Annotated in this window: 20 protein-coding genes and 1 other annotated feature; of the genes, 12 read left to right on the top strand and 8 right to left on the bottom strand. The window is 53.7% G+C overall.

The genetic code is table 11. The features are described from left to right. Positions 1-8: 8 nt before the first annotated feature. Complete coding sequence (gene acrA / locus FDX22_RS11555; RefSeq protein ID WP_096758038.1) at positions 9-1,202, bottom strand: multidrug efflux RND transporter periplasmic adaptor subunit AcrA; 1,194 nt, start codon at positions 1,200-1,202, stop codon at positions 9-11. A gap of 141 nt (positions 1,203-1,343) precedes the next feature. On the opposite strand from acrA, the gene acrR reads away from it, so the two are divergent. Together acrR and mscK are read left to right on the top strand one after the other, a co-directional pair. After that, the gene (gene acrR / locus FDX22_RS11550; protein WP_096758037.1) at positions 1,344-1,988 is read left to right on the top strand and encodes a multidrug efflux transporter transcriptional repressor AcrR; all 645 of its coding nucleotides are present in this window, start codon (positions 1,344-1,346) and stop codon (positions 1,986-1,988) included. Positions 1,989-2,114: 126 nt separating this feature from the next. Next, a complete protein-coding gene (gene mscK / locus FDX22_RS11545; protein ID WP_115259200.1) occupies positions 2,115-5,480 on the top strand; it encodes a mechanosensitive channel MscK in 3,366 nt (1,121 codons plus the stop codon). A gap of 46 nt (positions 5,481-5,526) precedes the next feature. Here mscK and rsmS read toward each other — a convergent pair whose 3' ends face one another. Beyond that, positions 5,527-5,688, bottom strand: coding sequence for a pleiotropic regulatory protein RsmS (gene rsmS, locus FDX22_RS11540; protein ID WP_137362740.1), 162 nt, complete (start codon positions 5,686-5,688; stop codon positions 5,527-5,529). Positions 5,689-5,702: 14 nt separating this feature from the next. After that, positions 5,703-6,230: a primosomal replication protein N'' gene (gene priC, locus FDX22_RS11535; protein WP_096758033.1), complete on the bottom strand. Its 528-nt coding sequence runs from the start codon at positions 6,228-6,230 to the stop codon at positions 5,703-5,705. A gap of 69 nt (positions 6,231-6,299) precedes the next feature. Here priC and FDX22_RS11530 point away from each other — a divergent pair, with 69 nt between their 5' ends. From FDX22_RS11530 to hemH, 8 genes are all read left to right on the top strand, one after another. Continuing rightward, a complete protein-coding gene (locus tag FDX22_RS11530; protein WP_096759456.1) occupies positions 6,300-6,677 on the top strand; it encodes a DUF454 family protein in 378 nt (125 codons plus the stop codon). Positions 6,678-6,871: 194 nt separating this feature from the next. Beyond that, positions 6,872-7,423: an adenine phosphoribosyltransferase gene (gene apt / locus FDX22_RS11525; protein ID WP_146717224.1), complete on the top strand. Its 552-nt coding sequence runs from the start codon at positions 6,872-6,874 to the stop codon at positions 7,421-7,423. Between the two features lie 209 nt (positions 7,424-7,632). Next, positions 7,633-9,558 carry a DNA polymerase III subunit gamma/tau gene (gene dnaX, locus FDX22_RS11520; protein ID WP_117342133.1) on the top strand — a complete coding sequence of 642 codons (1,926 nt, stop codon included), beginning with the start codon at positions 7,633-7,635 and terminating at the stop codon, positions 9,556-9,558. After that, positions 8,891-8,955: a sequence feature (DnaX frameshifting element), on the top strand. (Overlaps the previous gene by 65 nt.) 62 nt (positions 9,559-9,620) lie before the next feature. Then, entirely contained in the window at positions 9,621-9,950 is a 330-nt protein-coding gene (locus tag FDX22_RS11515) for a YbaB/EbfC family nucleoid-associated protein (RefSeq protein ID WP_046276079.1), read from the top strand. Continuing rightward, complete coding sequence (gene recR, locus FDX22_RS11510; protein WP_096758029.1) at positions 9,950-10,555, top strand: recombination mediator RecR; 606 nt, start codon at positions 9,950-9,952, stop codon at positions 10,553-10,555. Before FDX22_RS11515 ends, recR begins: the two co-directional genes overlap by 1 nt. A gap of 110 nt (positions 10,556-10,665) precedes the next feature. Continuing rightward, a complete protein-coding gene (gene htpG, locus FDX22_RS11505) occupies positions 10,666-12,540 on the top strand; it encodes a molecular chaperone HtpG (RefSeq protein WP_117342134.1) in 1,875 nt (624 codons plus the stop codon). 236 nt (positions 12,541-12,776) lie between these two features. Next, a complete protein-coding gene (adk, locus tag FDX22_RS11500) occupies positions 12,777-13,421 on the top strand; it encodes an adenylate kinase (RefSeq protein WP_115259192.1) in 645 nt (214 codons plus the stop codon). 222 nt (positions 13,422-13,643) lie between these two features. Then, a complete protein-coding gene (gene hemH / locus FDX22_RS11495) occupies positions 13,644-14,606 on the top strand; it encodes a ferrochelatase (protein WP_115259982.1) in 963 nt (320 codons plus the stop codon). On the opposite strand, the gene aes is transcribed toward hemH, so the two are convergent. Then, entirely contained in the window at positions 14,603-15,562 is a 960-nt protein-coding gene (gene aes, locus FDX22_RS11490; protein WP_146717223.1) for an acetyl esterase, read from the bottom strand. The genes hemH and aes overlap by 4 nt on opposite strands. A 153-nt stretch (positions 15,563-15,715) precedes the next feature. On the opposite strand from aes, the gene FDX22_RS11485 reads away from it, so the two are divergent. After that, positions 15,716-17,020: an inosine/guanosine kinase gene (locus FDX22_RS11485; RefSeq protein ID WP_135912448.1), complete on the top strand. Its 1,305-nt coding sequence runs from the start codon at positions 15,716-15,718 to the stop codon at positions 17,018-17,020. Between the two features lie 104 nt (positions 17,021-17,124). On the opposite strand, the gene ybaL is transcribed toward FDX22_RS11485, so the two are convergent. Next, positions 17,125-18,804: a YbaL family putative K(+) efflux transporter gene (gene ybaL / locus FDX22_RS11480; protein ID WP_115259190.1), complete on the bottom strand. Its 1,680-nt coding sequence runs from the start codon at positions 18,802-18,804 to the stop codon at positions 17,125-17,127. Between the two features lie 225 nt (positions 18,805-19,029). After that, positions 19,030-20,250 (bottom strand): MFS transporter, encoded by a 1,221-nt coding sequence (locus FDX22_RS11475; RefSeq protein WP_115259189.1) that lies wholly within the window; start codon positions 20,248-20,250, stop codon positions 19,030-19,032. A gap of 162 nt (positions 20,251-20,412) precedes the next feature. Between FDX22_RS11475 and ushA the strand changes: the two genes are divergently transcribed. Next, on the top strand, positions 20,413-22,065 hold the full coding sequence (ushA, locus tag FDX22_RS11470; RefSeq protein WP_146717222.1) for a bifunctional UDP-sugar hydrolase/5'-nucleotidase UshA: 1,653 nt from the start codon (positions 20,413-20,415) through the stop codon (positions 22,063-22,065). Between the two features lie 108 nt (positions 22,066-22,173). Here ushA and ybaK read toward each other — a convergent pair whose 3' ends face one another. Together ybaK and FDX22_RS11460 are read right to left on the bottom strand one after the other, a co-directional pair. Next, the gene (gene ybaK / locus FDX22_RS11465) at positions 22,174-22,653 is read right to left on the bottom strand and encodes a Cys-tRNA(Pro)/Cys-tRNA(Cys) deacylase YbaK (RefSeq protein WP_146717221.1); all 480 of its coding nucleotides are present in this window, start codon (positions 22,651-22,653) and stop codon (positions 22,174-22,176) included. Between the two features lie 201 nt (positions 22,654-22,854). Further along, entirely contained in the window at positions 22,855-23,649 is a 795-nt protein-coding gene (locus FDX22_RS11460) for a TraB/GumN family protein (RefSeq protein ID WP_146717220.1), read from the bottom strand. Positions 23,650-23,663: the final 14 nt, after the last annotated feature.

The following is a 23,663-nucleotide window of genomic DNA, read 5'->3' as shown; positions in this document are numbered from 1 at the left end:
TGTTTAAGTTAAGACTTGGACTGTTCAGGCTGGCTACCGCTTGCGGCTTGCTGGTTGTTATCCGCGGTGACTTCCTGCGCTTTTACCTGCGCGCCTGGACGTACTTTTTGCAGCCCCGTGACAATCACGCGGTCGCCTGGCTTAAGTCCTTCTGTGACCAACCATTTATCGCCAATTGCTTGTGCTGCCACAATCTGGCGGGTTTCCACTTTGTCATCAGCACCGATAACTAACGCGCTGGCTTCACCGCGCGGTGTACGGGTTACGCCTTGCTGCGGAACCAGTATTGCCGTTGGGTTGATCCCTTCTTCCAGACGAGCACGGACGAACATACCCGGCAGTAAGGTGTGATCCGGGTTAGGGAAGATGGCGCGCAGCGTGATAGAACCGGTGGTCTGATCAACTGTCACGTCAGAAAACTCCAGCGTACCGGACTGCGGGAATTTAATGCCGTCGCTGGTCACCAGTTCCACTTTCGCTTTACCGTTCTCTTGCTTCAGCTTGCCGTTCGCCAGCTCTTGTTTCAGTCGCAGGAAATCGTTGCTTGATTGTGTGACGTCGACATAGATCGGATCCAACTGCTGTACGGTTGCCAGCGCGGTCGCCTGACCGTTTTGCACCAGGGCACCTTCCGTAACGGCAGACTTACCAATACGGCCGCTAATTGGCGACGTGACTTTGGTATACGCCAGGTTAATACGCGCCGTTTCTACTGCGGCTTTCGCGGCAATAACGGCAGCATTTGCCTGTTGCGCATCGGCCTTGGCGGTATCGTATTCCTGTTGACTGATGTACTTGGTACCCAACAGTTTCTGATAACGATTCACCGTCAACTGAGCGATATTAGCTGCCGCCTGCGCTTTAGCCAGATCGCCTTTTGCACTTTCATATGCGGCCTGGTAAGTAGCAGGATCAATCTGATAGAGAGACACACCCGCTTCAATGTCACCGCCTTCTGTGAAATTACGCTTCAGGATGATGCCGCTAACCTGAGGGCGAACTTCTGCAATGCGGAAAGCACTGGTGCGACCCGGGAGTTCAGTTGTTATCTGTAGAGGTTCAGCTTTGAGCGTCACAACTCCAACCTCTGGCATCTGCTGGCCCCCTTGTTGGGCCTGTTTGTCGTCACATCCTGTTAGCGCTAAGCTGCCTGAGAGCATCAGAACGACTGCCAGAGGCGTTAACCCTCTGTTTTTGTTCATATGTAAACCTCGAGTGTCCGATTTCAAATTGATCAATGGCTTAAAGCCTATAAACCCATTGCTGCGTTTATATTATCGTCGTGCTATGGTACATACATTCACAAATGTATGTAAATCTAACGCCTGTAAATTCACTAACATATGGCACGAAAAACCAAACAACAAGCGCAGGAAACGCGTCAACACATTCTCGATGTTGCTCTGCGTTTGTTCTCGCAACAAGGGGTCTCTTCCACCTCGCTTGCAGAGATCGCAAAAGCCGCTGGCGTCACGCGTGGTGCAATCTATTGGCATTTCAAAAACAAGTCGGATTTATTCAGTGAAATCTGGGAGCTGGCAAAACCCAATATTGATGAACTAGAGTCTGAGTATCAGGCAAAATTCCCTGACGATCCACTATCAGTATTAAGAGAAATTTTAGTTTACGTTCTTGAAGCTACCGTGACAGAAGAACGCCGGCGTTTGCTGATGGAGATTATATTCCACAAATGCGAGTTTGTCGGGGAAATAGCCTCTGTTCAGTTGGCACAACGTAGCCTGTGTCTTGAAAACTATGATCGCATCGAGCAAACCCTTCGCAACTGTATGAACGCAAAAATGTTGCCGGAGAATCTGAACACGCGTCGTGTGGCGGTGTTACTGCGCAGCTATCTTTCCGGCATTTTAGAAAACTGGTTATTTGCACCAGAGTCTTTTGATCTGAAAAAAGACGCGCGTGAATATGTCGCTGTGCTGCTGGAAATGTGTCTGCTGTGCCCTACGCTTCGCGTGCCTGAGACCTGCTGACCAGAGGGTTTCACTCCAGGAATTTTCCTGGACATTTTCACCCCTGCTATTTTGTCCATCACAGCCGTGATATTCTAGCTGCTTGACTATTTTCGGTCACTTTTCTGGTTAGAAACATTCATCCTCATGACTATGTTGCAGCTTTATAAACGTTCACAGCATCTCATTGCTATTACCATTATTTTCTTCATTCTATTGCTGTCTTGCCAGTCATCAGCATTTGCGCGAGCGCAACAGAATGGCGAACTGCCGACGAAAGCGGATATTCAGAGCCAGCTAGACACGCTGAATAAACAAAAAGACCTTTCTGCGCAGGATAAATTGGTTCAGCAGGATCTTATCGATACCCTCGCCACGCTCGATAAAATTGAGCGCGTGAAGGACGAGACCGTTCAACTACGCCAGAAAGTGGCCCAGGCGCCGGAAAAAATGCGCGAGGCGACGGCGGCGTTAAATTCGCTCAGCGATGTCGATAATGACGATGAAACGCGAAAAACACTGAGCGCGCTCTCTCTGCGACAACTCGAGTCGCGCGTCGCCCAGGTGCTGGATGACCTGCAAAGCGCGCAAAACGATCTGGCCGCTTATAACAGCCAACTGGTCTCGTTGCAGACGCAGCCTGAGCGCGTGCAAAACGCGATGTACACCGCCTCGCAGCAAATGCAGCAAATCCGCAATCGCCTGGATGGAACCAGCGTTGGCGAGGCGGCATTACGCCCCAGCCAGCAGGTGCTGCTTCAGGCGCAGCAGGCATTGCTGAATGCGCAAATCGACCAGCAGCGTAAAAGCCTGGAGGGCAACACGGTTTTGCAGGATACCCTGCAAAAACAACGGGATTACGTGACGTCCAACACCAACAGGCTCGAACATCAGCTCCAGTTGCTGCAGGAAGCGGTGAACAGCAAACGTCTGACGTTAACCGAAAAAACCGCGCAGGAAGCAGTGACGCCAGATGAAGCGGATCGTATCCAGACCAATCCGTTGGTAAAACAGGAACTGGATATTAACCATCAGCTTAGCCAGCGCCTGATTTCCGCCACGGAAAACGGCAACTCACTGATGCAGCAAAACATTAAAGTCAAAAACTGGCTTGATCGTGCGCTGCAATCGGAACGCAATATTAAAGAACAAATCGCTGTGCTGAAGGGCAGTCTGCTGCTGTCGCGCATTCTGTATCAGCAGCAGCAAACGCTGCCGTCGGCAGACGAGCTTGCTGATATGACTAACCGCATTGCCGATCTGCGTCTGGAGCAATTTGAAGTTAACCAGCAGCGTGATGCGCTGTTCCAGAATGATGCCTTCGTTGCCAAACTGGAAGAAGGGCACAGCAATGAAGTGAACGGCGAAGTTCATGATGCGCTGCTGCAGGTTGTGGATATGCGCCGTGAACTGCTGGACCAGCTGAATAAGCAGTTGGGAAATCAGCTGATGATGGCGATTAACCTGCAGATCAACCAGCAGCAGTTAATGAGCGTGTCGAAGAACCTCAAGAGCATCCTCACTCAGCAAATTTTCTGGGTTAACAGCAACCGCCCAATGGACTGGGATTGGGTGAAATCCTTCCCGCAAACGCTCAAAGACCAGTTTAAATCGATGAAAATCACCGTGAACTGGGAAAAAGCCTGGCCGGCGGTGTTTATCGCATTCCTGGCCGGTTTGCCGCTGCTGTTGGTAGCCGGGCTTATCCGCTGGCGCCTGAAGTGGCTGAAAGCGTACCAGGCGAAACTCGCCGCCGCGGTGGGTAACTTGCGCAATGACAGCCAGCTCAACACACCTAAAGCGATACTGATCGATCTGATTCGCGCCTTGCCCGCATGCCTGATTATCCTTGCCGTGGGCTTGATTCTGCTGACTATGCAACTGAACGTCAGCGATCTGCTATGGGCATTTAGCAAGAAAATGGCCGTCTTCTGGCTGGTGTTTGGCCTGTGCTGGAAGGTGCTGGAAAAAGACGGCGTGGCGATCCGCCACTTCGGCATGCCCGCGAAACAGACCAGCCACTGGCGTCGCCAGATCGTGCGTATTAGCCTGGCACTGCTGCCGCTGAATTTCTGGTCGGTGGTCGCTGAGCTTTCGCCTCTCAATCTGATGGATGATGTGCTTGGGCAGATTGTTATTTTCTTTAACTTGCTACTTATTGCCTTCCTGGTATGGCCAATGTGTCGTGAGAGCTGGCGTGATAAGGAATCGCACGGTCTGCGCCTGGTGACGATAACCGTATTGTCGATTATTCCGATCGCGCTAATGGTGCTGACGGCGACCGGTTATTTCTATACCACGCTGCGTTTATCCGGTCGCTGGATTGAGACTGTGTATCTGGTGATCATCTGGAACCTGCTGTACCAGACGGTGCTGCGCGGATTGAGCGTTGCGGCGCGCCGAATTGCCTGGCGTCGTGCACTTGCCCGTCGTGAGAACCTGGTGAAAGAAGGGGCCGAAGGCGCTGAGCCGCAGGAAGAACCTACCATTGCGCTGGAGCAGGTCAACCAGCAAACGCTGCGTATTACCATGCTGCTGATGGTGGCCCTGTTTGGCGTGCTGTTCTGGGCTATATGGTCCGATCTGATCACCGTGTTCAGCTATCTCGACAGTATCACGCTCTGGCATTACAACGGCACAGAAGCCGGTGCCGCGGTGGTGAAAGATGTCACTATGGGCAGCCTGCTGTTTGCGATTATTGCCTCAATGGTGGCTTGGGCGCTGATCCGCAACTTACCGGGTCTGCTGGAAGTGTTGGTGCTGTCGCGCCTGAAAATGCGCCAGGGCGCATCGTATGCGATCACCACAATCCTCAACTACGCGATCATTGCTATCGGTGCGATGACGGTCTTCGGGTCGCTCGGCGTATCGTGGGATAAATTGCAGTGGCTGGCCGCGGCTCTGTCGGTCGGTCTCGGTTTTGGCTTACAGGAAATCTTCGGTAACTTTGTCTCGGGTCTGATCATTCTGTTCGAACGCCCGGTGCGTATCGGCGATACCGTCACGATTGGCACTTATTCCGGGACAGTCAGTAAGATTCGTATTCGTGCGACCACCATTACCGACTTTGATCGCAAAGAAGTGATCATCCCGAACAAAGCGTTTGTGACCGAGCGACTGATCAACTGGTCGCTTTCAGATACCACCACGCGTCTGGTGATCCGCATTGGGGTCGCTTACGGTTCAGATCTCGATAAAGTGAAGAAAGTGCTGCTGCAGGCGGCAATGGAACACCCGAAAGTGATGCACGATCCTGAGCCAGCCGTGTTCTTCACCGCCTTCGGTGCCAGCACGCTGGATCACGAACTGCGTCTGTATGTCCGTGAACTGCGCGACCGCAGCCACACGGTTGATGAACTTAACCGCGCGGTTGACCGCTTGTGCCGTGAAAACAACATTGATATCGCCTTTAACCAACTCGAAGTGCACTTGCACAACGCCAAAGGGGATACTGTGACTGAAGTTAAGCGCGACATCATCAACGGTGATGATCCGACGCCTTCAGTAGGCTAATAGGAAATGTGATTGCCTGATGGCGCAGCGCCATCAGGCAATCCTGCTACCGTTCTTTTTTGGATGATGTGAGCTGTTTCGTTTCATAATCCCGCTTAACGATCTCTAGTGCTTTCAGCACGGTTTCAGGCGCAACCTGATTCTCTTCAAGTAAGACAATCAAATCGACGGCCAGTTTGACTTCGTCCGGGGCGCTTTCAAGTGACATACATTCTCCGACGATTAACGGGTGATACGTGCGAGCACGTTTTCTATTCTTTCCAGCGCATGGCGACAGCGTGCCAGACGCGCCTCGAAGGCTTCCACTTCTCGTAGCAGGCGCTGCTGCTCCTCAAAATTAGTTGCCCGAGCCAGTTGAGCCTTACGTTCGCGTGTCATCTCGACCAGTCGGCGCTCATATTCCTGATGTTGAACGCGTTTGCGCTGCCAGCGGGCAAGCCCTGGCGACGCGCTGTCCCATTCTCTGAGCGACCAGGTGGCGGTCTCACGGGAAATGGCTTCCAGTTGAGACGCTAAATGTTCAGCCAGCCAGGCTACCTGGGGACGCTGCTGGTGTTCAACGGCATGGCGTAACGCGCTCAGGTTAGCATCGGCTTCATCCAGGCAGGCCTGTAACCGTGTGCTGCGGGTGCGAAAAAGCTGGCGATCGAAGCGGGCGCTAAGCGTTGCGTGATGCGCAAGAGGGGCGCAACGCTGCCGCAGGCTGTTGAGCTGGCTTTCGAGCGTCTGAAGCAGCAGGGCGGTTTTCACGATAACACTCCGATGAAAATGAGAACCGTTATGCTAAAGTAGCGATTCTCTGTGTTAAGTATTGATATTATGCGACGCATTATTCTAATCATCATTGGCTGGATAGCGGTAGTGTTAGGCACGCTGGGTGTGGTTTTGCCCCTGTTGCCCACAACACCGTTTATGCTGCTGGCCGCCTGGTGCTTTGCCCGCTCATCGCCGCGTTTTCACGATTGGCTACTGTACCGTTCATGGTTCGGCGGTTATCTGCGCCACTGGCAGAAACACCGTGCGATGCCGTCAGGGGCAAAGCCGCGCGCCATTGTGTTTATTTTGCTGACGTTTGGCGTTTCGCTGTGGCTGGTTGAGATGATGTGGGTACGCGGACTGCTGTTGGTTATTCTCGCGTGCTTGTTGATTTTTATGTGGCGGATCCCGGTGATTGATGAAGAGCAACAAAAGCACTGAAGCATAATAATCGCTGTTGCAATTGTCTCCCGCAGCCAGTAAATTTGACCGTTTTCGAGCACGGGCGCAGGCGGTCAAAGGTTAAACAGATGTAACCTTTGCTCTTTATATATACACAAAGTCATTCAAGACGCGTCGAGGATGAAGTATATAGTGCGCCGTGAAGTAATACCGTATCAATCAGGCACAAACTTATGACCGCAACTGCACAGCAGCTTGAGTTTCTCAAAGATAGCATCAAAAGCATCAACGACTACCCAAAACCGGGCATTCTTTTCCGCGATGTCACCAGCTTGCTGGAAGACCCGAAAGCTTACGCACTCAGCATTGAACTGCTGGTTGAGCGTTACAAAAATATGGGTATCACGAAAGTTGTCGGCACCGAAGCGCGCGGCTTCCTGTTTGGCGCACCAGTCGCCCTGGGGTTGGGCGTTGGGTTTGTTCCGGTGCGTAAACCCCATAAACTGCCACGCGAAGTGATTGCTGAAAGCTATGAGCTGGAATACGGCACAGATCAGCTGGAAATCCATGTTGATGCTATCAAACCGGGCGACAAAGTTCTGGTTGTAGACGATCTGCTGGCGACCGGCGGAACCATCGAAGCGACCGTGAAGCTGATCCGCCGTCTGGGTGGTGAAGTGACCGATGCGGCGTTCATCATCAATTTGTTCGATCTGGGTGGCGAACAGCGCCTGGAAAAACAAGGGCTGACCTGCTACAGCCTGGTCCCTTTCCCGGGCCACTAAGTCGGACTATCTTTTTTGCCATTTTGGCCCCGGTCAGTGCTCAAAATCCTCACGTACTACGTGTACGCTCCGGTTTCTGTGCGCTGCCCGAAACCAAACTGACTGCAACGATAACGCCCGAATATAACGTGTCAACCTCGCCGTCGCTGCGAGGTTGTGTTAGCATTACTCCCCTGTGAATCCACCCTCCAGCCTTTCAGAGCCTGCCAATGAGTTATCAGGTCTTAGCCCGAAAATGGCGCCCACAAACCTTTGCTGACGTCGTCGGCCAGGAACATGTGCTGACGGCACTGGCTAACGGCTTGTCGTTAGGGCGTATTCATCATGCTTATCTTTTTTCCGGCACCCGTGGCGTCGGTAAAACCTCTATCGCCCGTCTGCTGGCGAAGGGGCTCAACTGTGAAACCGGCATTACCGCCACGCCTTGCGGGGTGTGTGACAACTGCCGTGAAATCGAGCAGGGACGTTTTGTCGATCTGATTGAAATTGACGCCGCGTCGCGCACCAAGGTCGAAGATACCCGTGACCTGCTGGATAACGTCCAGTACGCGCCCGCACGTGGACGCTTCAAAGTCTATCTGATCGACGAAGTGCACATGCTGTCGCGCCACAGTTTTAACGCCTTACTGAAAACGCTCGAAGAGCCGCCAGCGCACGTTAAGTTCCTGCTGGCGACTACCGATCCGCAGAAGCTGCCGGTCACTATCCTGTCGCGCTGCCTGCAATTTCATCTTAAAGCGCTGGACGTTGAGCAGATCCGCCATCAGCTTGAGCATATCCTCAATGAGGAACACATCGCCCACGAACCGCGTGCACTGCAGCTGCTGTCGCGCGCGGCGGACGGGAGCCTGCGCGATGCGCTAAGCCTGACCGATCAGGCGATTGCCAGCGGCGACGGCCAGGTCTCTACTCAGGCGGTGAGTACCATGCTCGGTACGCTTGACGACGATCAAGCGCTGTCTCTGGTTGAGGCGGTGGTTTCCGGGAATGGCGAACGCGCCATGACGCTGGTTAATGACGCTGCCGCGCGTGGTATTGAATGGGAAGCGCTGCTGGTTGAGATGCTGGCGTTGCTGCACCGGATTGCGATGGTTCAGCTCACGCCTTCCGCGCTCGGTAGCGATATGGCCGCCATTGAACAACGTATGCGCGAACTGGCGCGGACCGTGCCGCCGACCGATATTCAGCTGTATTACCAGACTCTGTTAATTGGACGTAAAGAGCTGCCGTATGCGCCGGACAGGCGTATGGGCGTAGAAATGACGCTGCTGCGGGCGCTGGCTTTTCACCCGCGCGTCCCGCTACCGGAACCCGAAGTCCCTCGCCAGTCGTTTGCACCCGCGGCTCCTACCGCGATCATGGCACCGACACAGGCCCCGGAGCAACAACCTGCGCCTGCGCATCAGGACGTGCCGTTGTCTGAGGCAACCAGCCAGGTGCTGGCTGCGCGTAGTCAGCTGCAGCGTGCTCAGGGAGCGACCAAAGCAAAAAAGAGTGAACCGGCAGCCGCATCCCGCGCGCGGCCGGTGAATAATGCTGCGCTGGAAAGACTGGCGTCGGTGACGGAACGCGTTCAGGCGCGCCCGGCGGCCTCTACGCTGGAGAAGGCACCGGCGAAAAAAGAAGCCTATCGCTGGAAGACGACCAATCCGGTTGCAGAAGTCAAAGAAGTTGTTGCCACGCCAAAGGCGCTGAAAAAAGCGCTGGAACATGAAAAAACACCGGAACTGGCGGCAAAACTGGCGGCGGAAGCCATTGAACGCGACCCGTGGGCCGCGCAGGTCAGTCAGCTTTCATTGCCTAAGCTGGTGGAGCAGGTGGCGCTCAATGCCTGGAAAGAAGAGAATGGCAACGAGGTTCGCCTGCACCTGCGTTCCACGCAGCGGCACCTCAATTCCAGCGGTGCGCAGCAACGACTTGCTGAAGCATTGAGCAGCTTAACGGGCTCAGCGGTTGAATTGACCATCGTTGAAGATGATAATCCTGCGGTGCGCACGCCGCTGGAGTGGCGTCAGGCCATTTATGAAGAAAAACTTGCGCAGGCGCGTGAGTCAATTATTGCGGATAATAACATTCAGACGCTGCGTCGTTTCTTCGATGCGGAGCTGGACGAAGAGAGTATTCGCCCCATTTGATCGTAAGCCATTTTCCATGGTTTTATGGTTGTCATCCCTTAACGTGATTGAGAGAGAAGCCTATGTTTGGTAAAGGCGGTCTGGGTAACCTGATGAAACAGGCCCAGCAGATGCAAGAAAAAATGCAGCAGATGCAGGAAGAAGTGGCCAAGCTGGAAGTGACCGGCGAATCGGGAGCGGGTCTGGTGAAAGTGACCATCAACGGCGCGCATAACTGCCGTCGTGTAGAAATCGACCCAAGCCTGTTGGAAGACGACAAAGACATGCTGGAAGATCTGGTTGCTGCGGCATTCAACGATGCGGCTCGTCGCATTGAAGAGACCCAGAAAGAGAAAATGGCCTCCGTTTCCTCTGGTATGCAGCTGCCGCCTGGCTTTAAGATGCCGTTCTGATGCAAACCAGCCCGCTGTTAACTCAGCTTATGGAAGCACTGCGCTGCCTACCGGGCGTTGGCCCGAAGTCAGCGCAGCGCATGGCGTTCGCGCTACTTCAGCGCGATCGCAGCGGCGGGATGCGTCTGGCGCAGTCGTTAACGAAGGCGATGTCGGAAATCGGCCACTGTGCTGATTGCCGCACCTTCACAGAACAAGAAGTATGCAACATCTGTGCGAATCCGCGTCGCCGGGAAAACGGCCAAATTTGCGTGGTAGAGAGTCCTGCGGACATCTACGCCATTGAGCAAACGGGGCAGTTTTCCGGCCGTTATTTCGTGCTGATGGGACACCTGTCGCCGCTGGATGGCATCGGGCCTGATGATATCGGGCTTGATCGTCTGGAGCAGCGACTGGCGTCTGAGCACATCAATGAAGTGATCCTGGCGACCAACCCGACGGTCGAAGGCGAGGCTACCGCCAACTACATTGCCGAGCTGTGCATGCAATATGACGTTGAAGCCAGCCGTATCGCCCACGGCGTACCGGTTGGCGGTGAGCTGGAAATGGTCGATGGCACCACGCTGTCGCACTCTCTTGCCGGGCGTCATAAGATTAAATTCTGAACAAACGGAAGCCGCGACGGCGGTTTCCGCTTGAAATTATCATTCCCTGTCCCCATTTCACTCTCAACGTGTTTTTACCATTAAAAATGGCATTGTTGAGGTAGATCTACATGAAAGGACAAGAAACTCGTGGTTTTCAGTCAGAAGTAAAACAGCTTCTGCACCTGATGATCCATTCTCTGTATTCCAATAAAGAAATCTTCCTGCGTGAGCTTATCTCTAACGCCTCCGATGCGGCAGACAAGCTGCGTTTCCGTGCGCTGTCTAACCCGGACCTGTATGAAGGTGACGGTGAACTGCGCGTGCGTGTCTCCTTCGATAAAGATAAGCGTACGTTGACCATCGCCGACAACGGCGTGGGGATGAACCGCGATGACGTTATCGATCATCTGGGGACCATTGCTAAATCCGGTACCAAATCTTTCCTCGAATCTATGGGTTCCGATCAGGCGAAAGACAGCCAGTTGATCGGCCAGTTCGGGGTGGGTTTCTATTCTGCATTTATCGTGGCTGACAAAGTCACCGTGCGCACCCGTGCAGCGGGCGACAAGCCGGAGAACGGCGTGTTCTGGGAGTCTGCGGGCGAAGGTGAATACACCGTGGCCGACATTACTAAAGACGATCGCGGCACCGAAATCACCCTGCACCTGCGTGAAGGGGAAGATGAGTTCCTCGATGACTGGCGTGTACGCTCCATCATCAGCAAATATTCTGACCATATCGCCCTGCCGGTAGAGATTGAAAAACAGGAAGAGAAAGACGGTGAAACCGTGGTTTCCTGGGAGAAAATCAACAAGGCGCAGGCGCTGTGGACGCGTAACAAGTCGGAAATCAAAGACGACGAGTACAACGAATTCTACAAGCACATCGCTCATGACTTCACCGACCCGCTGACCTGGAGCCACAACCGTGTGGAAGGTAAGCAGGAGTACACCAGCCTGCTGTACATCCCGTCGCAGGCTCCGTGGGATATGTGGAACCGCGATCACAAGCACGGTCTGAAGCTGTACGTCCAGCGCGTGTTCATCATGGACGACGCCGAGCAGTTCATGCCGAACTACCTGCGTTTTGTGCGCGGTCTGATAGATTCCAACGATCTGCCGCTGAACGTGTCCCGTGAGATCCTGCAGGACAGCACCGTCACCCGTAACCTGCGCAGCGCGCTGACCAAACGCGTACTGCAGATGCTGGAAAAACTGGCGAAAGACGATGCAGAAAAATACCAGACCTTCTGGAAACAGTTTGGCCTGGTCCTGAAAGAAGGTCCGGCGGAAGACCACGCCAACCAGGAAACCATCGCCAAGCTGATGCGCTTTGCTTCTACGCACACCGACTCTTCTGCACAGACCGTGTCGCTGGAAGACTACGTGTCGCGGATGAAAGAAGGACAGGAGAAGATTTACTACATCACCGCTGACAGCTATGCGGCGGCGAAGAGCAGCCCGCACCTGGAACTGCTGCGTAAGAAAGGCATCGAAGTTCTGTTGCTGTCCGATCGCATCGACGAATGGATGATGAACTACCTGACCGAGTTCGACGGCAAGCCGTTCCAGTCCGTTGCTAAAGCTGACGAGTCTATCGACAAACTGGCGGATGAAGTCGACGAATCGGCAAAAGAAGCTGAAAAAGCGCTGACTCCGTTCGTTGAGCGCGTGAAAAACCTGCTGGGCGATCGCGTGAAAGAAGTGCGCCTGACGCACCGTCTGACCGACACACCGGCTATCGTAACCACCGATGCGGACGAAATGAGCACGCAAATGGCGAAGCTGTTTGCCGCTGCGGGCCAGGCCGTGCCGGAAGTGAAATACATCTTTGAACTCAACCCGGACCACGTGCTGGTTAAACGCACGGCGGATACCCAGGATGATGAGCAGTTTAAAGAGTGGGTTGAACTGCTGCTGGATCAGGCGCTGTTCGCAGAACGCGGCACGCTGGAAGATCCTAACCAGTTTATCCGTCGCATGAACCAGCTGCTGGTGTCCTGATAGCGGTTGCGTTATGTGATGCCGGATGGCGCTAACGCTTATCCGGCCTACAAAATCTCGTATACCGTAGGCCGGATAAGGTATTTACACCGCTATCCGGCATTTTCTCTTCTTATTTTCAATTTTCCCACCGTTAAACGTTTCAGCGTCAAGCGCCTTTCTTGAGCCAATTGCGTGATGGTGGTATCGTTTAGCGCTTTTTTAAAATATCGACAACCTTTAAGGGGATTTTCGTAATGCGTATCATTCTGCTTGGCGCTCCGGGCGCGGGTAAAGGGACTCAGGCTCAGTTCATCATGGAGAAATATGGTATTCCGCAAATCTCCACCGGTGATATGCTGCGTGCTGCCGTGAAATCTGGCTCCGAGCTGGGCAAACAAGCGAAAGACATCATGGACGCCGGTAAACTGGTGACCGATGAGCTGGTGATCGCGCTGGTCAAAGAGCGTATTACACAGGAAGACTGCCGTAATGGTTTCCTGCTGGACGGCTTCCCACGTACTATTCCGCAGGCTGACGCCATGAAAGAAGCGGGTATCGTTGTGGATTACGTTCTGGAATTCGCGGTACCGGACGAACTGATCGTTGACCGTATTGTTGGTCGTCGCGTTCACGCGGCATCTGGCCGTGTTTATCACATCAAATTCAACCCACCTAAAGTTGAAGGCAAAGACGATGTGACCGGCGATGAACTGACCACCCGTAAAGATGACCAGGAAGAGACCGTGCGTAAGCGTCTGGTTGAATACCATCAGATGACTGCCCCGCTGATTGGTTACTACCAGAAAGAAGCTGAAGCGGGTCAAACCAAATACGCGAAAGTTGACGGTACGCAGGCTGTTGCCGCTGTTCGCGCTGACCTGGAAAAAATCCTCGGTTAAGTTTTAGCGTTGTGAACCCCTTATCAGGCCTGCCATTATCTCGTAGGCCTGATAAGCGCAGCGCCATCAGGCAATCGGTGCCGGATAGCGGCGTAAACGCCTTATCCGGCCTACCGGTATCGTTAGCGCCATCAGGCATATTCTTACCTCTCGCAGCAATTAGTTCTTCTTCCTCGCTTTTCCGCTACAATTATCAACAATTTGAATCAATACGAGGCGGTAATGCGTCAGACGAAAACCGGTATCCTGCTGGCAAATCTCGGCACCCCCGATGCCCCCACACCCGAAGCAGTTAAACGTTATCTGCGCCAGTTTTTAAGCGACACACGCGTGGTCGATACTCCCCGTCTGCTGTGGTGGCCGCTGCTGCGCGGAGTGATCCTGCCGCTGCGCGCGCCGCGCGTCGCGAAGCTATACCAGTCAGTCTGGATGGATGAAGGCTCGCCGCTGATGGTCTACAGCCGCCGTCAGCAACAGGCGCTGGCAAAATGCCTGCCGGATACGCCGGTTGCGCTGGGGATGAGCTACGGTTCCCCCTCGCTGGAAAGCGCGGTCGACGAACTGCTAGCGAGCGGCGTTGAGCACATTGTGGTGTTAACGCTGTATCCGCAATACTCCTGCTCAACGGTGGCCGCGGTGTGGGATGAACTGGCGCGCATTTTAGCGCGCAAGCGTGCGATCCCCGGCGTCTCCTTTATTCGCGATTACGCAGACGACAGCGCGTATATTGATGCGCTGGCCAAAAGCGCCCGTGATGCGTTTGCCCGGCACGGCGAACCCGATTTACTGCTGCTTTCTTACCACGGTATTCCACAGCGCTACGCTGATGAAGGCGATGATTACCCGCAACGCTGTCGCGACACCACGCGGGAGCTGGTGTCGGCGTTAGGGCTGCCGCCGGAAAAGGTGATGATGACCTTCCAGTCACGCTTCGGTCGGGAACCATGGCTGACGCCGTATACCGACGAAACGCTCAAAATGCTGGCGGAAAAAGGAACCCGACATATCCAGGTCATGTGTCCGGGATTTGCTGCTGATTGCCTTGAAACGCTGGAGGAAATCGCCGAGCAAAACCGAGAAATTTTCCTCGAAGCGGGCGGGCAGAAATACGAATATATTCCGGCGCTGAATGACGCACCGGAACACATCGAAATGATGCTGAAACTGACCGCTGCCTATCGCTAAAGCTGCGCTCTGAAGAAACGCGCGCCATCCCGCAAGGCATCGTCGGCGGTTTTCATCATCCGCGAGTAATGCAGGAAGGCGTGCAGCGTGCCGAGGTACATTTTGTACTGACAGGGCTGCCGATGCGCCTGGAGCGTCTGGAACAGTAAGCGGCTGTCGTCAATCAGCGGGTCAAACTCTGCACTGGCGATAAAACACGGCGGCACATCGCGGGTGAGATCGTTGTTAAATAAACAATAGTACGGCGACTCGCGGTCATCGACGCTGCGCAGATAGGCGTCTTCGTACATCTGCAGATCGTCTCGCGTTAAGCTATCCCATTCTCCACCCATCAGTCGTCGGCTGATCGAATCCCGTAAACCGTACAGCCCGTACCACAACAGCACGCCCGCGACCTTACCGCAGGCAATTTGCTTATCGCGTAGCCACAGTGCGCTGGCAAGCGCCAGCATGGCGCCTGCGGAATCACCGGCAAAACCGATATTCTCTACGTTCAGCGCATAGTCAGCGGCATGGTGATGAAAGTACTGGCAGGTCGCGACAATTTCTTCGATGGCCTGTGGAAAGCGCGCTTCCGGCGAAAGTGAATAGTCGATGCCAATTACCGTGCAGCGCGTGTAACTCGCCAGCAAGCGCATAATGCGATCGTGCGTATCCAGATTACCGAGAATAAAACCGCCGCCGTGCAAATAGTACAGCGTGGCCTGGCTATGGGGTTGGGGGGAGTAAATCCGCGTCGCCACCGGGCCGCACGCGGTAGAAATGACGCACTCCCGGGTACTCATCTGCGGAGCATCGGCATTCCAGAACTGACGCTCATGTACGTAGTGTTGGCGTTGGGCAACGAAATCATCCGCGGCGGGCCACGGCGGCAGGTCATCGCGATGAAAGTTCACCACGCTTTTCATTTCGTCTGAAATAAGGTCGAGGACGGGGATCTTGTTTTCCGGCTGCATAAAACGCTCCTTGTAAAAGGTGATGTATTGTAGAAATTAACGGCAGATAAACTGCGATCTCACCGCCCGATATTGAAAATTAGCACCGCATCGCGCGCGCAGGAGGGAATGTGCTACCATGCATCGCTCAGTTAACCACCCGTAAAATCGACCATGAAATTTCCCGGCAAACGCAAATCCAAACACTATTTTCCCGTCAGCGCGCGCGATCCGTTGCTGCAACAAATTCAGCCTGAAAACGAGACCAGCGCCGCCTGGGTCGTCGGTATCGACCAGACTCTGGTGGATATAGAAGCCAAAGTCGATGACGACTTTGTGAAGCGTTATGGATTAAGCGCCGGGCATTCTCTGGTGATTGCTGATGATGTTGCTGAGGCGCTCTATCAGGAACTGGTGCGTGACAATTTAATCACCCATCAGTTTGCGGGCGGAACCATCGGTAACACCATGCACAACTATTCGGTACTGGCGGATGACCGCTCTGTATTGCTGGGCGTCATGTGTAGCAACATTGAGATTGGTAGCTACGCGTATCGCTATTTATGCAATACCTCCAGCCGTACCGATCTGAACTACCTGCAGGGCGTTGACGGGCCGATTGGTCGCTGCTTCACGCTGATTGGCGAATCCGGCGAGCGTACCTTCGCCATCAGCCCCGGTCACATGAACAAACTGCGGGCAGACAGCATTCCCGAGTCGGTGATTGCCGGTGCCTCTGCGCTGGTGCTGACCTCATATCTGGTGCGCTGCGAACCGGGCGAGCCGATGCCGGAAGCGACCATGAAGGCCATTGAGTTCGCCAAAAAGCACAATGTCCCGGTGGTGCTGACCTTAGGAACCAAATTCGTTATTGCGGATAACCCGCAGTGGTGGCAGGAATTCTTGAAAGAGAATGTCTCCATTCTGGCGATGAACGAAGAAGAAGCCGAAGCGCTGACCGGCCTGAATGACCCGCTGCTGGCATCTGACAAAGCGCTGGATTGGGTGGATTTGGTGCTGTGTACCGCCGGTCCGGTGGGCCTGTATATGGCTGGGTTTACGGAAGATGAGGTCAAACGCAAAACGCAGCATCCGCTGCTGCCGGGCGCTATTGCCGAATTCAACCAGTACGAGTTCAGCCGCGCGATGCGCCATAAAGACTGTATCAACCCGTTGCGCATTTATTCGCACATTGCCCCGTACATGGGTGGCCCTGAGAAAATCATGAACACCAACGGCGCGGGTGACGGTGCGTTGGCGGCCTTGCTGCATGATATTACGGCAAACAGCTACCATCGCGGCAATGTGCCGAACTCCAGCAAGCACAAGTACACCTGGCTGACCTATTCCTCGTTAGCGCAGGTGTGTAAATATGCCAATCGCGTGAGTTATCAGGTGCTGAACCAGCATTCACCGCGCCTGACGCGCGGATTGCCGGAGAAGGAAGACAGCCTCGAAGAGGCTTACTGGGAGCGTTAAGCGGTATTGCGCGACATTGCCCGGTGGCGTTATTGCTTACCGGGCCTGCATAATGCGGTGTACCCGCAGGCCGGATAAGCGCTAGCACCATCCGGCACACAACATTAACTGGCGGTAGCAACGTTACCCGCTGGTGGCGTTTCAATAAGTTCCAGCATGGTGCGCGCGATTTCACGTTCACCCATCACCACCTGATTAGCACCGCGCTCGGTAATGTATTCCACTTCATCGTCATAATGCGCGCGGGCGATAATCTCAATCGTCGGGCACTTCTCACGCGCGGAAGCCACAATCTCACCGGCTTCATAACCATTCGGGATGGTCAGCAGCAGCCAGCGCGCACAGTCCAGATGCGCCAGGTTCATGATCTCTTCGTTGGCTGCATTGCCCAGTACTGCGCGGATCCCACGTTCACGTAGCTCGTCCACGCGAGTCCGCGACGTTTCGATAACCACCAGCGGGATACCCGCAGCCATCAGTTTTTCACCTAACAAGCTACCGACGCGGCCAAAACCGACCAGCAGGGCATGATTACAGATATCGACCGGGATTTGCTTCTCTTCTTCGATAGCTTCTTCCAGCGTCTGCTCTTCCAGCGTTTCGGTTTTTGCGAGGTATTTTTCCAGCACGGCGAACAGCACTGGATTTAGCATGATGGACAGGATGGCCCCGGCCAGCACCAGGTTTTGTCCCGCCTGTGGTAACAGGTTAAGCGCCATGCCAAGGCCGGCGAGGATAAAAGCAAATTCGCCAATCTGCGCCAGGCTGGTGGCAATGGTGAGCGCTGTGCGCTGAGAGTGACCGAACAGGCGCACCAGGAAATAGGCGGCGAGGGATTTACCAAAGATGATAATTGCCAGCGTGCCCAGCACAGCCAGCGGTTGCTGGATCAGGACCAATGGGTCGAACAGCATGCCGACGGAAACAAAGAACAGCACCGCAAATGCATCACGCAGCGGCAGGGTGTCATGCGCCGCACGGTGGCTCAGTTCAGATTCGTTCAGCACCATACCGGCGAAGAACGCGCCCAGTGCGAAGGAAACATCGAATACTTCTACGGCACCAAACGCGATACCTAATGCGAGTGCCAGTACCGACAGGGTAAACAGTTCACGCGAGCCCGTGGCGGCGCTACGGGCCATGATCCACGGCACCAGGCGACGACCGACCAGCATCATAATGGCGATAAACGCGATTACTTTACCGATGGTGATGCCCATATCAACGGCCAGTGACGCAAAGCCAACGTTGTCTTTTTCCAGCATACCGGCGATGGCTGGCAGGAGAACCAGCGTTAGCACCATCATCAGGTCTTCAACAATCAGCCAGCCAATGGCGATCTGCCCGCGCTGGCTGTCAATCAACTGTCGTTCTTCAAGCGCGCGCAGTAGCACCACGGTACTGGCGGTAGACAGACATAATCCAAAGACGATACCGACCATCAGCGACCAGCCCAGCACAGCTGAAAGCGCCATACCCAGCAGCGTCGCCACGGCTATCTGGGCTATCGCACCGGGAATGGCGATGGACTTTACCGCCATTAAATCCTTCAACGAAAAGTGTAGCCCCACGCCGAACATCAGCAGGATCACGCCAAGTTCTGCCAGTTCCGGCGCAAGCTTGGTATCCGCAACAAAACCAGGTGTAAATGGACCGGCCAGAACGCCCGCTAACAGATATCCCACCAGAGGAGAAATACGCAGTTTATTGGCAAGCATGCCAAATATAAAAGCGAGCACAAGGCCGCCAACAATGGTGGTGATAAGCGGGGTGGCGTGATGCATTCCGTCTCCTTTGATTGCTGTGGTGATCCTGAAAACCCTAATTACGAGTAATAGTTTATGACAATTTTAATGTTTATGTTTATGAATAATTATTGAAATTTGATGAAAACAGGAATTTAGTCGTAAAAAAGCACGGATCGGATAACTGCGGGGGGGAGCATAGAGCAAACGCTGATGGTCACTGTAAGTGATGGCGGCCAAAGTTTACTTTTGGCCGCCATAAAATCAGGCTTTATGTCGGTTATCAGGTAAGAATATGGTCAGTATCCCCAGAAGAGGCAGGAAAGCACATATTTTATAGACCAAATCAATACTGGTATGGTCGGCAACCAGCCCTAACACCGCGGCCCCTAAGCCGCCCATGCCAAAGGCAAAACCGAAAAACAGCCCAGAAACCATGCCGATACGCCCCGGAAGCAGCTCCTGAGCGTATACCAGAATGGCAGAAAAGGCCGATGCCAGGATAAAACCAATGATCACGGTTAAAATCCCGGTCCATTCCAGCGTTGCATAGGGTAAAACGAGGGTAAACGGCGCTACGCCGAGGATAGAGCCCCAAATGACATATTTTCTACCGATTTTATCACCTAGCGGTCCGCCAATAACCGTCCCTGCCGCAACGGCAAACAGGAACGCAAACAGGTGGAACTGCGCATTTTGTACCGATAATCCGAATTTTTGCATCAGATAAAAGGTGTAATAGCTGCTGATGCTCGCCATATAGAAGTATTTGGAGAAAATCAGCACCAGCAGGATGCTAATCGCCAGCACCACCTTGTTGCGCGGTAGCGGGTTAACGATGGCGACTTTCGGCTTACCTTTACTCATCCGATGTTGGGCCGAATACCAACGGCTGATTTGCGCCAGTACCACAATCGCTAACAACGCGGCCAGCACGAACCACGCTACATTACCCTTACCGTATGGCGCGATGATGACAGCCGCCAGCAATGGCCCCAGAGAACTGCCGAAGTTACCGCCCACCTGGAAAATAGACTGGGCCAGACCATGGCGACCGCCGGAAGCCATCCGTGCCACGCGAGACGATTCCGGGTGAAACACCGATGAACCTGTGCCGACCAGCGCAGCGGCGAGCAGCACCATATGGAAATTACCGGCCATTGCCAGTAATACCAGTCCACTCAGCGTGAAGCACATGCCAATAGGCAGTGACCATGGCATCGGATATTTGTCTGTCCAGTAACCTACCACCGGTTGAAGTAACGAGGAGGTGAGCTGGAAAGTCAGGGTAATCATCCCGATCTGCATAAAGCTCAGCGAGAACTCTGACTGCAACAGCGGATAAATCGCCAGGATCAGCGACTGGATCATATCGTTGAGCAGGTGAGAAAGGCTGATCGCCCCTAAAATGCCAAACGAGGTGCGTGCTTTTTGCGACGGCGCAGCAGAGCCGGGGAGCGGTTGAGCGGTTTGATTGGTAGCCATAGGTCCACTTCAGTAATGATGAGACAGGAACAGGTGTAATTATTATCCGACTAACATACCTGCGGAAGGTGTTTGAAGGAAGTCTCATTTCTGAAAACATTTTCGGCTATTATTTCATATCATTGTAATTTCAGCGGTTGATATTGGGTCAGGGAGAGAAGCATGAAATTTTTGAAACGGGGCGTGACGCTGGCATTATTTGCCGCCTTTGCGCTGGCAGGTCAGCCTGCTCAGGCTTACGAAAAAGATAAAACCTATAAAATAACCATTCTGCATACCAACGATCATCACGGCCACTTCTGGCGCAGCGAATACGGCGAATACGGGCTGGCGGCGCAAAAAACGCTGGTGGACGGTATTCGTCATGAGGTGGCAGCCGAGGGCGGAAGCGTCCTGTTGCTTTCCGGCGGTGACATTAATACCGGTGTACCGGAGTCCGATCTTCAGGATGCTGAACCGGATTTTCGCGGCATGAACCTGATTGGCTATGACGCGATGGCGGTGGGAAACCACGAATTTGATAATCCACTGACCGTGTTGCGACAGCAGGAAAAATGGGCCAAATTCCCGCTCCTCTCCGCCAACATCTACCAGAAAAGCACCGGTGAGCGTTTATTCAAACCCTGGGCCATCTTTAAGCGTCAGGATTTAAAAATTGCCGTTATCGGTTTAACCACCGACGACACGGCGAAAATTGGCAACCCGGAGTTCTTCATCGATATCGAGTTCCGTAAACCTGCGGATGAAGCCAAGCTGGTGATTCAGGAACTCAATATGGGTGAAAAGCCCGATGTCATTATTGCCACCACGCACATGGGGCATTACGACAACGGCAACCACGGCTCCAACGCTCCAGGCGATGTGGAAATGGCGCGTAGCCTGCCCGCAGGCGCGCTGGCGATGATTGTGGGTGGTCACTCACAGGATCCGGTGTGCATGGCATCGGAAAACAAAAAGCAGGTGGATTACGTACCAGGTACCCCGTGTGCGCCAGATAAACAAAATGGTATCTGGATCGTCCAAGCGCACGAGTGGGGAAAATACGTAGGCCGCGCGGACTTTGAATTCCGCAACGGCGAAATGAAAATGGTCAACTACCAGCTCATTCCGGTAAACCTGAAGAAGAAAGTGACCTGGGATAACGGCAAAAGTGAGCGCGTACTTTTCACCCCGGAAATCGCTGAAAACCCGCAAATGCTTTCCCTGCTAACGCCGTTCCAGAATAAAGGCAAAGCGCAGCTGGAGGTCAAAATTGGTAGCGTTAATGGGCGTCTGGAAGGAGACCGCAGCAAAGTCCGTTTTGTTCAGACCAATATGGGGCGTCTGCTACTGGCGGCGCAAATGGCGCGCACCGGTGCTGATTTTGGCGTGATGAGCGGTGGTGGCGTCCGTGACTCCATTGAAGGCGGCGATATTACCTATAAAAGCGTGCTCAAGGTTCAGCCGTTTGGCAACATAGTGGTCTATGCCGATATGAGTGGTAAAGAGGTGGTTGACTATCTGACCGCCGTCGCGCAAATGAAGCCGGACTCGGGGGCCTATCCGCAATTTGCCAACGTTAGCTTTGTGGCGAAAGACGGCAAGCTTAACGATTTGAAAATCAACGGCGAGCCCGTCGACCCGGCCAAAACCTATCGCATGGCGACGCTGAGTTTCAACGCCACCGGCGGTGATGGCTATCCGCGAATTGATAACAAACCGGGTTATGTGAATACCGGGTTTATCGATGCGGAAGTATTGAAAGAGTATGTGCAGAAGAATTCACCGTTGGATGCCAGTGCGTTTGAGCCGAAGGGTGAAGTTAGCTGGCTGTAACTGAGCGCAGTGCCGGATGGCGGTGCAAGCACCTTATCCGGCCTACGAGTCAATGCGGTTTGTAGGCCTGATTAGCGTAGCGCCATCAGGCAATCATTCCAAAACAGGTTAATCGCGGCGTGCGATATCGGCGAATTTCGCATCCAGAATTTTGGCCAAATCGTCCGCCGCCAGTTCAATATCCAGCCCGCGTTTGCCGCCGGAAACATAAATGGTGTCAAACGTCCGGGCGGGGGCGTCGATAAGCGTCGGCAATCTTTTTTTCTGCCCTAATGGGCTGATGCCGCCCACCAGATAGCCGGTGGTACGCTGCGCCACCATCGGGTCGGCCATGTCGACCTTTTTCGCGCCCAGCGCCTTGGCGACCTTTTTCAGATCCAACTGTCCGGCTACCGGCGTGACGGCGACGGCCAGATGTTTCATATCGCCATTCACGGCAACCAGCAGCGTTTTATAGACCTGATCTGCATTCAGACCCAGTTTACGCACCACTTCATCACCAAAATTAGTCTCTGACGGATCGTGATCATAGGTATGGATCTGGAACGAAATGTTGTTTTTTTCGAGTAAGTTAACGGCGGGTGTCATAGCAATTTTTCCTGGCTCAGACAAAATACGACTAAAGCATACGCCTGATGGCGGTCGAAAAAATAGTACCATCTTGCGCAATAGTATTGGCAGGATGCTGACTTTGAGCGACAATCGACCTACACCGATGCTTTAAGCGTCGGCATAATAATAATGATGAAATTCCTCTTTGACGGGCCAATAGAAATATTGGCCATTTTTTTATCGCAACATCTCCGGCAGATTCCCTTCTCCATAAAGATGCAGTGCGCCTACTGCCACCACATAATGGCCTGCGGGCAACGCGTTAAGCTTGTCCCGCCATGCCTCATTTCGCTGGTGCATCAGGACGTCATATAACGACTGACTGAACGTATTGGGTAACGTGAGATCGTTATTCTGCGGCGGTGTTTTTAACCACCAACCCATCATCTGTTGCAGCAGACGGGCATTGGTATGCCAGTGTGTCAGGGTATCGTCCAGCAACGCCAGACCGTTATCCGGTAGCTGACACAAAAGATCGATTTGGCTGGCAGCACCTTCCAGCTCGATAACCGGCTTTTGCACCTGCTTCGCCTGTTTCAGCAGTTGGTAATCAATTCCGTATTCCGCACGTAACCCCAACTGCTGCGCCTGGGTTGCCTGCAATATCATGGCGATTTGCCACAAAGGTTGGGTGGAAAACAGGGAAGGGGAAATGCCCAACTCAGCGCTGACTTTTTGCACGTGGCGGAGCTGCTCGTCGCTGATGCGGTCTTCCAGAGCGGCAAACGTGGGCAGGTTAGCAAACGGCGCATCGTCACCGGAAACATCGGCTTCGACGATCAGCGCATCGGCGCGGTAGAGCTTTTTCAGGAGTTTGGCGGGCAGAGGGGCCATTTCACGGCTGCCCATATGAATACTGCCAATCAGATGAAAATGGCGATCGCCGGGCAACGAGATGTCGATAGCAGGCCAGGTATAATGGTGACCGCGTAGTGCAGACCATAATGCTTTTACCCGGTATAACAGATCCATACGACCTCCCGTTG

This window comes from Citrobacter sp. TBCS-14, assembly GCF_005280805.1.
In the GTDB taxonomy this organism is placed as follows: Bacteria; Pseudomonadota; Gammaproteobacteria; order Enterobacterales; family Enterobacteriaceae; genus Citrobacter; species Citrobacter gillenii.
This window is presented reverse-complemented; position numbering and strand designations above follow the sequence as displayed.